The sequence below is a fragment of the Streptomyces sp. NPDC029526 genome, from assembly GCF_040637405.1.
Lineage (GTDB): Bacteria > Actinomycetota > Actinomycetes > Streptomycetales > Streptomycetaceae > Streptomyces.
The window spans coordinates 122,149-136,753 of record NZ_JBEZWE010000011.1; the positions used below are offsets into that span (position 1 = coordinate 122,149).

The 14,605-nt window shown below is 72.2% G+C and carries 8 protein-coding genes; all 8 read left to right on the forward strand.

Annotated features, from left to right (window positions below; translation table 11 throughout):
- Positions 1 to 219: 219 nt before the first annotated feature.
- The 8 genes from bldG to tmk all read left to right on the forward strand — a co-directional run bounded on the left by bldG (position 220) and on the right by tmk (position 14,525).
- Entirely contained in the window at positions 220 to 561 is a 342-nt protein-coding gene (gene bldG, locus AB0F01_RS22365; protein WP_003991900.1) for an anti-sigma factor antagonist BldG, read from the forward strand.
- Positions 562 to 669: 108 nt separating this feature from the next.
- The gene (locus tag AB0F01_RS22370) at positions 670 to 1,101 is read left to right on the forward strand and encodes an ATP-binding protein (RefSeq protein WP_362098465.1); all 432 of its coding nucleotides are present in this window, start codon (positions 670 to 672) and stop codon (positions 1,099 to 1,101) included.
- Between the two features lie 578 nt (positions 1,102 to 1,679).
- On the forward strand, positions 1,680 to 4,085 hold the full coding sequence (locus tag AB0F01_RS22375) for a sodium-translocating pyrophosphatase (RefSeq protein WP_362098468.1): 2,406 nt from the start codon (positions 1,680 to 1,682) through the stop codon (positions 4,083 to 4,085).
- Positions 4,086 to 4,278: 193 nt separating this feature from the next.
- On the forward strand, positions 4,279 to 4,863 hold the full coding sequence (locus AB0F01_RS22380) for a small secreted protein (RefSeq protein WP_362098470.1): 585 nt from the start codon (positions 4,279 to 4,281) through the stop codon (positions 4,861 to 4,863).
- A gap of 683 nt (positions 4,864 to 5,546) precedes the next feature.
- On the forward strand, positions 5,547 to 7,094 hold the full coding sequence (locus AB0F01_RS22385) for a methyltransferase (RefSeq protein ID WP_362098473.1): 1,548 nt from the start codon (positions 5,547 to 5,549) through the stop codon (positions 7,092 to 7,094).
- 556 nt (positions 7,095 to 7,650) lie between these two features.
- Positions 7,651 to 7,848: a hypothetical protein gene (locus AB0F01_RS22390; protein ID WP_362098476.1), complete on the forward strand. Its 198-nt coding sequence runs from the start codon at positions 7,651 to 7,653 to the stop codon at positions 7,846 to 7,848.
- A gap of 245 nt (positions 7,849 to 8,093) precedes the next feature.
- Complete coding sequence (gene topA / locus AB0F01_RS22395; protein WP_362098479.1) at positions 8,094 to 10,952, forward strand: type I DNA topoisomerase; 2,859 nt, start codon at positions 8,094 to 8,096, stop codon at positions 10,950 to 10,952.
- 321 nt (positions 10,953 to 11,273) lie between these two features.
- Entirely contained in the window at positions 11,274 to 14,525 is a 3,252-nt protein-coding gene (gene tmk, locus AB0F01_RS22400) for a dTMP kinase (protein ID WP_362098482.1), read from the forward strand.
- Positions 14,526 to 14,605 lie beyond the last annotated feature (80 nt).

Genomic DNA, 14,605 nt, shown 5'->3' on the forward strand with positions numbered 1-14,605 from the left:
GGCGCGGGCCGGGACGCGGTGTCCACGGGGGGTCGATCGGATCGGTGATTCTTGGCCATCGGCACCGAGTGTGTCACTGGCGTGACGGACAATGGGGCCAAGGCGTCGTGCACGCCTGCCGGTAAGTGATTGAATGCCATCGCGGCTGGCGAACCGTCCCGGGGGCTGAGCCGAGATGCCCCAAGGGCGACCGCTCGATAGCTAGGTGCTGGAGGATCCGTGGACCTGTCCCTGTCGACCGAGACCATGGGCGATCGCACGATCGTCAGGGTCGGTGGCGAAATCGACGTATATACCGCGCCAAAGCTGCGCGAGCAGCTGGTCGAGCTGGTGAACGACGGCAGTTTCCACCTTGTCGTCGACATGGAAGGTGTGGACTTCCTCGACTCCACCGGACTCGGCGTGCTGGTCGGCGGCCTGAAGCGTGTGCGTGCCCATGAGGGCTCGCTGCGCCTGGTCTGCAACCAGGAGCGCATTCTCAAGATCTTCCGCATCACCGGTCTCACCAAGGTGTTCCCCATCCACACCTCGGTCGAGGAAGCGGTGGCGGCGACCGACTGACCGACCGCCCGGGCCCCGTGCCCGGGCGGCAGGAGTGAAGTCCGAGAGGACCGGGCTCTTCGGCGGTCCGGTCTCTCCACAGCACGCCCGAAGTCGCGAGGGGGATGCATGGCCACCGTTGAACTCCGCTTCAGCGCGCTGCCCGAGCACGTCAGGACCGCCCGTCTGGTGGCGGCGGCGGTGGCGCGCAGGGCCGGGGTGGACGAGGCCGTCCTCGACGAGGTGCGCCTGGCCGTCGGCGAGGCGTGCTCACGTGCTGTGGGACTCCACCGGAACGGGGGCATCTCCGCGCCCGTGAAGGTCCTGCTGATCGAGGAGGAGAAGCAGTTCTCCATCGAGGTCGGCGACGAGATCCCCCATGCCGCTCCTGGCGAGGAGCTCGCCGACGGCGGTGACGGGGGCGTGGAGACCGGGGAGGACGAGATGGGCCTCGCGGTCATCAGCGGTCTCGTCGACGATGTCGAGGTCAGCGCCGGGGAGCACGGCGGATCGATCCGCATGAGGTGGCCCACCGCGCCGCCGGCCACCCACCTCGGCTGACCACCGGGCCGCTGGCTATCGGGCACCTGCCCGCCGGGCTGCCGCCCACCAAGCCGTGTCCGCCGAGCCGTGCCCATCGGGCACCTGCCCGCCGGGCCGCCGCCCACCAAGCCGTGTCCGCCGAGCCGTGCCCATCGGGCACCTGCCCGCCGGGCCGCCGCCCACCAAGCTGTTTCCGCCGGTCTGGTCCCACCGGGCCGTGCCCCTCGGGCACCTGCCCGCCGGGCCACTGTCGTCGCAGCCTCGCTGCTTCACTCGTCCGGGTGATCGTTGCTCCTGAAGGGCCCCCTCGTGGGGCCCTTCAGCGTGTGCGGGTGCCGGTACCCGCGCCTACAGTGATCCCTGTGCCGTTGATCGCGTGAATTCCTTCACGACCGGCTGCGGCACAGGCTGAAATGCACAAACGATCGACCGAATGCCTCAAGGGCATTACCGATTTCAGGTCCCAGGCCGTTTCTCGATCTTCAGGTGAGAGTGCGCACCGGCCATTTACATTTAACGCACTCTGTTTTGATCAGGTTCCGGTACCTAGAATCCCGTCCACATCTTGAGCTCAGCCCAAGCGTCAAGGAGGACGAATGGCGGGGCTTTCCATCTCATATCAGTCGGGCCGACCCACATCCCTCGCGGCCGCCGTGCTGACCGACGACAACCGCGTGCTCGTGGTCGTCATCGGGCTCGTGGCCCTGGCAGCGCTCGTGGTCGCGGGAGTCCTGGTGCGCCAGGTGCTCGCGGCCGGCGAGGGCACCGACAGCATGAAGAAGATCGCGGCAGCGGTCCAGGAGGGCGCCAACGCCTATCTGGGACGCCAGTTGCGCACGCTGGGCGTATTCGCCGTGGTCGTGTTCTTCCTGCTCATGCTGCTGCCCGCGGACGACTGGAATCAGCGTGCCGGACGGTCGGTGTTCTTCTTGATCGGAGCGGCGTTCTCGGCGGCCACCGGATACATCGGCATGTGGCTCGCCGTGCGCAGTAATGTGCGGGTCGCCGCGGCGGCCCGGGAGGCGACACCGGCGGAAGGCGAACCGGAAAAGGACCTCACCGCCGTCTCCCACAAAGCGATGAAGATCGCTTTTCGTACGGGTGGCGTCGTCGGCATGTTCACCGTCGGACTCGGCCTGCTCGGCGCGTCCTGCGTGGTGCTGGTGTACGCGGCCGACGCGCCGAAGGTGCTCGAGGGGTTCGGCCTCGGCGCCGCCCTCATCGCCATGTTCATGAGGGTCGGCGGTGGCATCTTCACCAAGGCCGCCGACGTCGGCGCCGACCTGGTCGGCAAGGTCGAGCAGGGCATTCCGGAGGACGATCCGCGCAATGCCGCGACCATCGCCGACAACGTGGGCGACAACGTCGGCGACTGCGCGGGCATGGCGGCCGACCTCTTCGAGTCCTATGCCGTCACCCTCGTCGCCGCGCTGATCCTCGGCTCGGCCGCGTTCGGTGACGCCGGGCTCGCCTTCCCGCTCATGGTCCCGGCGATCGGCGTGCTCACCGCGATGATCGGTGTCTTCGCGGTGGCTCCCCGGAGGTCGGACCGCAGCGGCATGAGCGCGATCAACCGCGGCTTCTTCATCTCCGCGGTGATCTCCCTCGTGCTCGTCGCGATCGCGGTGTACACCTACCTCCCGTCGTCCTACGCCGACCTCGACGGCGTCACCGACACCGCGATCCAGGGCAAGGACGGCGACCCCCGGGTGCTCGCCCTGGTCGCCGTGGCGATCGGCATCGTGCTCGCCGCCCTGATCCAGCAGCTCACCGGGTACTTCACGGAGACCACCCGGCGACCCGTGCGGGACATCGGCAAGACCTCGCTCACCGGCCCGGCCACCGTGGTGCTCGCCGGCATCTCCCTCGGCCTGGAGTCCGCCGTCTACACCGCACTGCTGATCGGCCTCGGGGTGTACGGGGCGTTCCTGCTGGGCGGTACGTCGATCATGCTGGCGCTGTTCGCGGTGGCGCTCGCCGGTACCGGACTGCTCACCACGGTCGGTGTGATCGTCGCGATGGACACCTTCGGCCCGGTCTCGGACAACGCCCAGGGCATCGCCGAGATGTCGGGCGACGTCCAGGGCGCGGGCGCCCAGGTCCTCACCGACCTGGACGCGGTCGGCAACACCACCAAGGCCATCACCAAGGGCATCGCCATCGCCACGGCGGTGCTCGCGGCGGCTGCACTCTTCGGCTCGTACCGTGACGCCATCACCACCGGCGCCCGGGACGTGGGCGAGAGACTCAGCGGCGAGGGCGCGCCGATGAGTCTGATGATGGACATCTCCCAGCCGAACAACCTCGTCGGCCTGATCGTGGGCGCGGCGGTCGTCTTCCTCTTCTCCGGACTGGCGATCAACGCGGTCTCGCGGTCGGCGGGCGCGGTGGTCTTCGAGGTGCGGCGGCAGTTCCGCGAGAAGCCCGGGATCATGGACTACACGGAGAAACCGGAATACGGCAAGGTCGTCGACATCTGCACCAAGGACGCCCTGCGGGAACTCGCCACCCCCGGCCTGCTGGCGGTGATGGCGCCGATCCTCGTCGGCTTCACCCTCGGGGTCGGGGCCCTCGGCGCCTTCCTCGCGGGCGCCATCGGCACCGGCACGCTGATGGCCGTCTTCCTCGCCAACTCCGGTGGCGCGTGGGACAACGCGAAGAAACTCGTCGAGGACGGCCACCACGGCGGGAAGGGGAGCGAGGCGCACGAGGCCACGGTCATCGGCGACACCGTCGGCGATCCCTTCAAGGACACCGCCGGCCCCGCGATCAACCCCCTGCTGAAGGTGATGAACCTCGTCGCGCTGCTCATCGCGCCCGCGGTCATCAAGTTCTCCTACGGAGCCGACCGCAGCGTCGGCGTGCGGGTGTTGATCGCGGTCCTCGCCGCGGCCGTGATCGTCGGCGCGGTCTACGTGTCGAAGCGGCGCGGGATCGCCATGGGGGACGGGGACGACTCCGAACCGGAACCCAAGTCGGCGGACCCGGCGGTGGTTTCGTAGGGGCTGCAGCCGGTCCTGATCCCAAGGTGCGGGCGGGTGGCGCGCGTTGACGCGCCGCCCGCCCGCGCCGTGCGGAGGGCGCCGGGGTCGTGAGCCTTCTCTCGCTTGGTGCAAACGGCTTCAAAAGTGTCGTACCGGTCGCCCGGCGGGTGGGTGTCGTCCATATGGCGTGTATGTTCCGGGGCCGAGAGCCATGGAAGGGACCAATCCGGTGAACAAGAAGCTCGCGGCCGCACTGTCCGGCGGTGCGGTACTGGTACTGGCGCTGACGGGGTGCGGCGGCGACGACGGCAACGAGAAGCTGGACGCCTGGGCGAAGGAGGTCTGCGACGCCGTGCAGCCGCAGGCCAAGAAGATCGAGTCCGCCAACGCCGCGATCCAGAAGGAGACCTCGGACAACAGCACGCCCGAGGAGGTCCAGAAGACCGACTCCAAGGCGTTCCAGGACATGTCCGACGCCTACAAGGCCATCGGCTCCGCCGTGAACAAGGCCGGTGCTCCGGACGTGGAGAACGGCGAGAAGAAGCAGCAGGACGCGGTCAAGGAGCTGAACGGCATCTCGACCTCCTACGCCGACCTGAAGAAGCAGGTGGACGGGCTCGACACCGACGACCAGGCCAAGTTCGCCGACGGCCTGAAGGACATCGCCACCGAGCTGGACAAGCTCAGCAAGAGCGGGAACGACGCCCTGCGGACGCTGGAGGAGGGCGAGGTTGGCGAGGCCATGTCCCGCCAGCCCAGCTGCAAGACGGCCACCGCGCCCGCAGCGAAGAGCTGACCTGCGGACGGCTCGGCCGGGACCCGGCGGCGGACGGTCGATCGCGCGACCGGGATCGGGACCGGGGCCGGGACCGGGTCGGGACCGTGGCCCGGGTACGGGGTCGGGATCCTGGCCCGGGTCATGGCCACGGCCACGGCCACGGTCATGACCGTGTCGCTCTCCCGCGGTCCGGGGACCGGCAGCATGCCTCTCCGGTGACGGGTGAGGCGACGACCGCGCCCGGGTTGCCCCTCCTTCGGGTGTGAGCTGACCGGTGAGCGTCGGCCCTTCTGCCGGAGGGCGAGCCGACGATCGCAAGGGTTGCCCTTCGGCGAGTGGTGCGGCGGGCGGTCCCTGCCGGACCGCCCGGGAGCGGTCGACTGTGGACGGTGACGGGCCCGTGCGACGGGAGGACACGTCCCGCCGGTGAGGGAAGGGGCATCGCCGAACGGGGCCCGGGAGTTCCTCCTCGGACGACCTCCCGGCCGACCCTCCCGGTAGGCGCGGACGGGCCACAGGGATGCCCTCGGGAACGCGCCTCCTGTGGTGCGCGCCTCCTGGGATGCGCCTCCCGGAACGCGTCTCCCGTGGTGCGCCCCCGCCCTCCGCGGCGCGGAACCGCGTCGTCCGTCGCGCCTCCTCCGCCGCGCGGGGGCGTACTGGCGCCGGGCGGCGGTGACAGGGCCGGGGCGGCGGCCACAATGGGGTGCGTGATTAACGCCGGCCTGCCGCCCCTGCCCCCGTCCGACCGACCCGACGCCGCCGCACGGCTGCGCGACGCCCTCCTCGGTGCCTCCTTCACCGCGGACGGCCTGCTCGACCTGCTCGGCGCCCCCGCCTACGCCGCCCTGGCCCGCAGCGAGACCGTGCCCGCTCTCCGGGCGACCCGCGGGGACACCCCGCTGGAGACGCTCGTCCGGCTGTTCCTGCTGCAACAGCCCGTCCCGCACGCGCGTGTTGCCTCCGTCCTGCCCGTCGACCTGTGCCTGGAGAACGGCTGGCTGCGGCGGACGGACGCGCAGGCACCGGCCGCCGCGGACGAGCTGGCCGCGACCGTCGACATCCGGCCGTACGGCGGGCCGGACGGTGAGGACTGGTTCATCGTGTCCGACCTCGGCTGCGCGGTCGGCGGCGCCGGAGGCATCGGCAGCAGGGACGAGGGCGTCGTCCTCGGCGTCGGCGGCGCGTCGACGACCCTGGCCGGCATCACCGTCCGTACGCCGGTCGGCTCCGCGCTCGACCTCGGCACCGGATCCGGCATCCAGGCGCTGCACACCGCCCGGCACGCCACCCGGGTGACGGCCACCGACGTCAACCCGCGCGCGCTGCACATCACCGCCCTCACCCTGGCCCTCTCCGGTGTGCCGGCGGCCGATCTGCGGGAGGGGTCGCTGTTCACGCCGGTCCGTGACGACGAGAGGTACGACCTGATCGTCTCCAACCCGCCGTTCGTCATCTCACCGGGCGCCCGGCTGACGTACCGGGACGGCGGGATGGGCGGGGACGATCTGTGCCGCACGCTCGTTCAGCAGGCGGGGGAACGGCTCAACGACGGAGGGTTCGCGCAGTTCCTCGCCAACTGGCAGCACGTCGAGGGGGAGGACTGGCAGGACAGACTCAGGTCATGGGTGCCCCGCGGGTGCGACGCCTGGATCGTGCAGCGCGAGGTGCAGGACATCACCCAGTACGCCGAGCTGTGGCTGCGCGACGCGGGCGACCATCGGGGCGACGGCGCGGAGTACCGGGCGCGGTACGACGCGTGGCTGGACGAGTTCGAGGCGCGCAAGGTGAAGGCCGTCGGCTTCGGCTGGATCACCCTGCGGAAGTCGGCATCGGCGGTGCCCGCGATCACGGTGGAGGAGTGGCCGCACCCGGTCGAGCAACCGCTCGGCGACACGGTCCTGGGCCATTTCGACCGGCTCGACTACCTGCGATCGCACGACGACGCGGCGCTGCTGGAGGACCGCTTCCGGCTCGCCGCCGAGGTGGTGCAGGAGCAGGTGGGTCTGCCCGGCGCCGAGGACCCCGAGCACGTCGTGCTGCGCCAGAACCGGGGCATGCGCCGTGCCACCCGGGTGGACACGATCGGCGCCGGCTTCGCGGGGGTGTGCGACGGCACGATGAGCGCGGGCCGCATCCTGGACGCCATCGCCCAGCTGCTGGGGGAGGACCCGGTCGTGCTCCGGGACCGTACGCCCGCGCAGATCCGGCTGCTGGTGGAACAGGGGTTCCTGGAGCCGGTGGGTTAGCCGGAGGGTCGGTGGCTTCGGTGGCGCCTCCGGCCGGTGTGCCCGGACGTCGGCCCCGACCAGGTGGCCGTCGAGGGGCGGCCCCGATCGGTCGTCGGCTCCCTGAGGCGCCTGCTCCCTGAGGCGCCGGCTCACTGCGGTGCCGTCTCCCGCAGATGCCCGTTGCCGGGATCCCGGCTCAGCGAGATCCCGAAGGTCCGGGAGCGCGGCTCTCCAGAGGTGCGGCTCCCCGGGAGGCCGGCCGGGAGGGAGCGGCGCGCCCTGCCGTGCCGCCCCCTGCCGTGCCGCCCCCTGCCGTGCCGCGCCGTGCCGCGCCGTGCCGCCCCCTGCCGTGCCCTGCCGTGCCGTCGGGTGGGAGTTGCCTGTGTCACCCACGGTTCCCGCCGACCCCGTGGCGAATTTCGCACGTGCCGGCCGGCCGAGAACCGGCCCGGACCGTCGGCGTTCCCTGGCCTCGGCCGCGCGTTCATCTCGGGTTCGTCTGTCCGCCGTCCGTGCGTGTCAGCCTCCCTCCGAGGCAGGCTTCGGCGGACGTGGACGAGGGACTCGGGGAAACATGGAGAGCGGACCGGCGATCTTCGCGGGACTGGTGTTCTGCCTGTTCGGAGCCGCCCTGCTGGTGTGGACGGCGACCCGCGCCCGGCAGCACCGGCCGGTGGCCCACGGGGCCGGTCCGCTGGCCTCGGTCGCCGTCGCCACCACCGTCGCCGTGGTCTGTCTGGCCCTCGGCGCATGGTGTCTCACGCGCCTCTGAGGGCCGGAACCGGCCGTGGCCGCGAGTAACCGGCAGGTGGCGCTCCGCATGGGGATCGGCGGGCTCTGAACGGTCCGGGCGGCAGGAACGGTGGTAGTCGGGTTACCGTTCGAGTGGCCGTTGCGGGCTTTTCCCGTTTGACACGGGGGCGGGATGTACCGTCACACTCCGCAGCGTCACCATGACCAGATCCCCCGGGAGACCGCCTGGGGAAGGCTGAGCGTCGACCGGAGAGAAGAGCGAAGTTGTCCCCGACCAGCGAGACCGCGAACGGCGGCCGCCGACTCGTCATCGTCGAGTCGCCTGCCAAGGCGAAGACGATCAAGAGCTATCTCGGCCCTGGCTACACCGTCGAGGCGAGCGTCGGGCACATCCGTGACCTTCCCAACGGCGCTGCCGAGGTCCCCGAGAAGTACACCGGTGAAGTCCGTCGGCTCGGTGTGGACGTCGACCACGACTTCCAGCCGATCTATGTGGTCAACGCGGACAAGCGGGCTCAGGTCAAGAAGCTCAAGGACCTGCTGAAGGAGTCGGACGAACTCTTCCTCGCCACCGATGAGGACCGCGAGGGCGAGGCCATCGCCTGGCACCTGCAGGAAGTGCTGAAGCCGAAGATCCCGGTCAAGCGCATGGTGTTCCACGAGATCACCAAGGACGCGATCCGGGCCGCCGTGGCCAACCCGCGCCAGCTGAACCAGCGCCTGGTCGACGCCCAGGAGACCCGGCGCATCCTCGACCGCCTCTACGGCTACGAGGTCTCGCCGGTCCTGTGGAAGAAGGTCATGCCCCGGCTGTCGGCCGGCCGCGTGCAGTCCGTCGCCACCCGGCTCGTGGTGGAGCGGGAGCGCGAGCGCATCGCGTTCCGCTCGGCCGAGTACTGGGACCTGACCGGCACCTTCTCCCCGGCGGGGGCGGGCCCGGCCGGTCGCGCGGGTGACGTCTCCGACCCGTCGTCGCTGGTCGCACGCCTGCAGAGCGTCGACGGACGACGGGTCGCACAGGGGCGCGACTTCGACTCGCTGGGACAGCTGAAGAACGCCAACACGCTCCACCTCGACGAGGCGAACGCCCGCGCGCTGGCCGCCGCCCTGGAGAACACGCGGTTCGCCGTGCGCTCCGTCGAGTCCAAGCCGTACCGCCGCTCGCCGTACGCGCCGTTCCGTACGACGACGCTGCAGCAGGAGGCGAGCCGCAAGCTGGGCTTCGGCGCGAAGGCCACCATGCAGATCGCGCAGAAGCTGTACGAGAACGGCTACATCACCTACATGCGTACGGACTCGACGACGCTGAGCGAGACGGCGGTCGCCGCCGCCCGCGCCCAGGTCACGCAGCTGTACGGCGCCGACTACCTGCCCCCGCAGCCGCGCACCTACGCGGGCAAGGTCAAGAACGCGCAGGAGGCGCACGAGGCGATCCGCCCGTCGGGCGACCGTTTCCGTACGCCGGCCGAGACCGGGCTGACCGGCGACCAGTTCCGCCTGTACGAGCTGATCTGGAAGCGGACCGTCGCCTCCCAGATGAAGGACGCGACGGGCAACTCCGTCACCGTGAAGATCGGCGGCACGGCGGCCGACGGCCGGGACGCCGAGTTCAGCGCGTCCGGCAAGACGATCACGTTCCACGGCTTCCTGAAGGCGTACGTCGAGGGCGCGGACGACCCGAACGCCGAGCTGGACGACCGCGAGCGCCGCCTGCCCGAGGTGCGCGAGGGCGACGCCCTGACCGCCGAGCAGATCACGGTCGACGGTCACGCCACCAAGCCCCCGGCCCGCTACACCGAGGCCTCGCTGGTCAAGGAGCTGGAGGAGCGGGAGATCGGCCGCCCGTCGACGTACGCGTCGATCATCGGCACGATCCTCGACCGCGGCTACGTGTTCAAGAAGGGCACGGCGCTCGTGCCGTCCTTCCTCTCCTTCGCCGTGGTCAACCTGCTGGAGAAGCACTTCGGCCGGCTCGTCGACTACGACTTCACCGCCCGGATGGAGGACGACCTCGACCGCATCGCACGCGGTGAGGCCCAGGCGGTGCCGTGGCTGAGGCGTTTCTACTTCGGCGAGGGCACCGGCGGGGGCGGCGCTGCCGACGCCGGGAACGGCGACGGCGACCACCTCGGCGGTCTCAAGGAGCTGGTGACCGACCTGGGCGCGATCGACGCACGCGAGGTGTCGTCGTTCCCGGTGGGCAACGGCATCGTGCTGCGGGTCGGACGCTACGGCCCGTACATCGAGCGCGGGGAGAAGGACAGCGAGCAGCACCAGCGCGCCGACATCCCCGAGGACCTGGCGCCCGACGAGCTGACCGTCGAGCTGGCCGAGGAACTGCTCGCCAAGCCGAGCGGGGACTTCGAGCTGGGCACCGACCCGGCGACCGGCCGCACCATCGTCGCCAAGGACGGCCGCTACGGCCCGTACGTGACGGAGGTCCTTCCCGAGGGCACGCCGAAGACCGGCAAGAACGCGGTGAAGCCGCGGACGGCGTCGCTGTTCAAGTCGATGTCCCTGGACACGGTGACCCTCGACGACGCCCTCAAGCTGATGTCGCTGCCCCGCGTGGTAGGCACGGATCCCGAGGGTCAGGAGATCACCGCGCAGAACGGCCGCTACGGGCCGTACCTGAAGAAGGGCACGGACTCCCGGTCGCTGCAGAGCGAGGAGCAGATCTTCACGATCACGCTGGAGGAGGCCCTGGCGATCTACGCCCAGCCCAAGCAGCGTGGCCGGGCGGCCGCCAAGCCGCCGCTGAAGGAGCTCGGCACCGACCCCGTCAGCGAGAAGCCGGTGGTGGTCAAGGACGGCCGCTTCGGCCCGTACGTCACCGACGGGGAGACCAACGCGACCCTGCGCTCCGGCGACAGCGTCGAGGAGATCACCCCCGAGCGCGGTTTCGAACTGCTCGCCGAGAAGCGGGCCAAGGGCCCCGCCAAGAAGGCGGCGAAGAAGACCACCAAGAAGACGGCGGCCAAGAAGGCGCCGGCGAAGAAGGCCACGGCCGCCAAGAAGACCGCGGCGAAGAAGACCACCGCCACCGCCAAGAAGACGGCGGCGAAGAAGACGACCGCCACCGCCAAGACGGCGGCGGCGAAGAAGGCCACGACGGAGGACTGACGCGGGCGCGCGGGCGCCGGCGCGGCGCACCGGCCCGCGCCGCTCCTGCTTCTCCGGGCGCCGCTCGTGGTCGTCCGGGGGCCGCTCCTGCTCCTCCGGGCGCTGCTCGTGGTCGTCCGGGGGCGCCCGAGGTCCTCCCGGCGTCGCGCGTGGTCCCCTGGGCGTCGTCCGAGTCCTCCGCCGTGTGGAACGGGGTCCCGTCCCACGGAAACCGCTCCGTGGAGTTCGGAATGCGAACGCCCCGGCATCACCGCGACATCGGGGCGTGCGCATGTCACGAGGGCCCTCCGGGCTGTCGGTGCGGGCCGATAGGCTGAACGCATGACGCGAGCCGAGCAGCCCACGGCCCCTCAACCGGCCCCCGACGACGCCCTGGTCGCGGACTCCCGCGAGCGCGCCGTCCGTGCCCTGCTGCGCCGACCGCAGTTGAAGCGCCTCTGGAGCGCGCAACTCGTGGGCGGTGTCGGCGACACCCTCGCCCTCCTGGTGCTGGTGCTCCTCGCCGTCCAAGCAGCCGTGGCCGAGGGCTCCTTCGGAGGCGGCTACCGCGGCGTGGCGTTCGCAGTGGCGACCGTTTTCGGCGTGCGGATCCTCGCGACGCTGCTGTTCGGCGCCGTCCTCCTGGGCCCGCTGACGTCGCTCACCGCACCGGACGGCCCGCTGGACCGCCGGTGGACCATGGTCGGCGCGGACGGCCTGAGGGCCCTGGCGCTCATCGTGGCTCCCCTGTGGATCGACTGGACGCCCGACGAGGCCCTGGCCGCCCTCCTCGTCACCGTCTTCGTGACCGGGGTCGCCGAGCGGTTCTGGACCGTGTGCCGGGAGAGCGCCGCGCCCTCCCTGCTGCCCGCCCCGCCCCCCGAGGGCGCGTCGATACGACCGCTCCCCGACCACCTGGACGCCCTGCGCAGGCTGTCGCTGCGCACGGGCTTCCTCGCCGTCCCGCTGGCGGCCGTCGCGCTCGTCGTCGCCGGCCTGTTCAACAACCTGCTGGGCACCGGCATCGCCTGGTTCGACACCCACCAGGCGGCCCTCGCCTCGTACGTCGCGGCCGGCCTGTTCGCCGCGTCGCTGTCCGTCCTGACGTTCCTCGAACTGCCCGCGAGCCGCACCCCGCGCCCGCGGTCGCCGCTCGAAGGCCTCCGCCGTCCGAAGAGCGCCGCCGGCTCCGAGAGGGGCCGCACGGGTGCGATGCCCCTGCTGGTGCTCGCCTCCGGGTCCGTCGCCGCGGCCGTGTCGGCCGCCGTCGCCGTGGCCGTGCTGCACGCCGTCGACCTGGGCGGCGGCCCCGTGCTCTTCGGCCTGATGGTGGCCGCGCTGACCGGCGGTGTGGTGGCCGGCATCCGCACGGCGCCCTCACTCCTGCCGTCGCTGTCCCGGCGCCGGCTGCTCGCCCTGGCCCTCGCCTTCACCGGCCTGGCCCTGCTGGCCGCCGGACTCGTGCCGGACGTCACCACGGTGCTGCTGATCCTCGTCCTCGCCGGGGCCGGCGCGGGCACCGCGGCCAACGTCGGACACACCCTGCTCGACCAGGAGACCGAGGAGCAGCGCCGAGCCCGTACGACGGAGCACCTGCACGCGGTGGTCCGGGTCCTCCTTGCGCTCGGCGCGGTCGTCGCCCCGGTGACGGCCGCCCTCATCGGCCCCCACCGTCTGGAGAACGGCCGCTTCGTCTTCGCCCACGGCGGCGCCGCGTTCACCCTCATGCTGGTGGGCGCGCTGTTGCTGCCGGTGGCCGCACTGGTCCTGGCCAAGGTCGACGACCGCTCCGGCGTGCCGCTGCGGCAGGACCTGCGCGACGCGCTGCTCGGCGGCGACGACCCCGCGCCGACCCCCGCCACGAGCGGCTTCTTCATCGCCCTGGAGGGCGGCGACGGCGCCGGGAAGTCCACGCAGGCCGAAGCCCTCGCCGACTGGATCAGGAGCAAGGGCCACGAGGTCGTCCTCACCCGCGAACCGGGAGCGACGCCGGTCGGCAAGCGGCTGCGGTCGATCCTCCTGGACGTCTCCAGCGCCGGACTCTCCCACCGCGCGGAGGCCCTGCTGTACGCGGCGGACCGCGCCGAGCACATCGACACCGTCGTACGGCCCGCCCTGGAGCGCGGCGCGGTCGTCATCTCGGACCGCTACATCGACTCGTCGGTGGCCTACCAGGGCGCCGGACGGGACCTCTCCCCGACCGAGATCGCCCGCATCAACCGCTGGGCGACCGACGGGCTCGTCCCCCACCTCACGGTGCTGCTGGACGTGGCTCCGGAGACCGCGCGCGAGCGGTTCACGGAGGCCCCGGACCGGCTGGAGTCGGAGCCCGCCGAGTTCCACGCCCGGGTCCGCGCCGGGTTCCTCACCCTGGCCGCCGCCGACCCCGGCCGCTACCTGGTGGTCGACGCCGGTCAGGAGCCGGAGGCGGTCACCACGGTCGTCCGGCACCGGCTGGACCAGGTGCTGCCGCTGTCCGAGGCGGAGATCCGGGCCCGCGAGGAGGCCCGGCGCAAGGCCGAGGAGGAGGCCCGCCGCAAGGCGGAGGAGGAAGCGGCGCGCAAGGCCGAGGAGGAGCGCCTCGAACGCGAGCGCCAGGAGCAGCTCGCCCGGCTGCGCGCCGAGGAAGAGGAGCGCAAGCGGCGCGAACTCGAGGAGGCCCAGCGGCGCGAGGCCGAGCGGCAGGCCGAGGAGGCCCGGCGCCGGGCCGAGGAAGCCGCGCGGCGCGCCGAGGAGGAGCGGCGGCGGCTCCTCGCGGAGGAGAAGGCGCGCGCCGAGGAGGAGGCCCGCCGCAAGGCCGAGGAGGAACGCCGCCGCAAGGAGGCCGAGGAGGAGGCCCGGCTGCGCGCCGAGGCCGAGGCCCTGCGCCTGGAGAAGCAGCGCAAGGCCGAGGAGGCGCTGCGCCGCGCCGAGGAGGCCCGGCGGCTCGCCGAGCAGGCGGCTGCGGCGGCCGAGGCGGGCCCGAGGAAGCAGGTGCCGGACGCCGCTCCGGATCCGCAGACCCCCGGCGCTTGGCCGCGCGACGCGGGAGCGGACGCGATGACCGTGCCGACGCCGGTGGTCTCACCGACGGCACCGGCGCACACCCCGGGCGGGCCGGTCGACGAGACGGCGGTGCTGCCCCGTGTGCGGGACGACGAGGGCCCCGGTGCCGGGGTGCGGGAGGCCGAGGTGACGGCCGAGCTGCCGAAGCCGCCGGTCCCGCCGACCCCGCCCGGCGCCGCCGACGAGACGGAGGTCCTGCCCGCCGTACCGCCCGGTGCCGCGGACGAGACGGCCGTGCTGCCGCCGGTGCCCGGTGACGGCCCGGCGGCGCGTGGTGCGGGCGGCGACGACCGGACGCCTTTGGGCCGCTTCCGCGACGAGCGCGCCCAGGACGGTCCCGATGCGTCCGCCGGCGCCGTCGACAGCACGCGCGAGCTGCCGCGGGTGGAGGCCGAGAAGGCATCCAGGCGGCGACGGAAGCGTTCGGACTGGGCCGAGGAGACCCCGCTGGACGACCTCCCCACGCTGGCCGACGAACTGCTGGGCCCGCACGACGACGGCCCCGGTGACGAGGGCGAGGGCGGCAGAGGGCGCGGGCGACGCCGCTGAGCGCGTGGCGGCGGCCGGCCGACGGCACCCGTCGCGGCACGGAGCACGGAGCACGGACCACGGACCACGGGGTACGGAGC

Bases quoted from the DNA above. Each gene is read 5' to 3' on its own strand.
- AB0F01_RS22370 (WP_362098465.1), top strand. From the start codon at position 670: ATGGCCACCGTTGAACTCCGCTTCAGCGCGCTGCCCGAGCACGTCAGG.
- AB0F01_RS22375 (WP_362098468.1), top strand. From the start codon at position 1,680: ATGGCGGGGCTTTCCATCTCATATCAGTCGGGCCGACCCACATCCCTC.
- AB0F01_RS22380 (WP_362098470.1), top strand. From the start codon at position 4,279: ATGGAAGGGACCAATCCGGTGAACAAGAAGCTCGCGGCCGCACTGTCC.
- AB0F01_RS22385 (WP_362098473.1), top strand. From the start codon at position 5,547: ATGGGGTGCGTGATTAACGCCGGCCTGCCGCCCCTGCCCCCGTCCGAC.
- AB0F01_RS22390 (WP_362098476.1), top strand. From the start codon at position 7,651: ATGGAGAGCGGACCGGCGATCTTCGCGGGACTGGTGTTCTGCCTGTTC.
- tmk (WP_362098482.1), top strand. From the start codon at position 11,274: ATGACGCGAGCCGAGCAGCCCACGGCCCCTCAACCGGCCCCCGACGAC.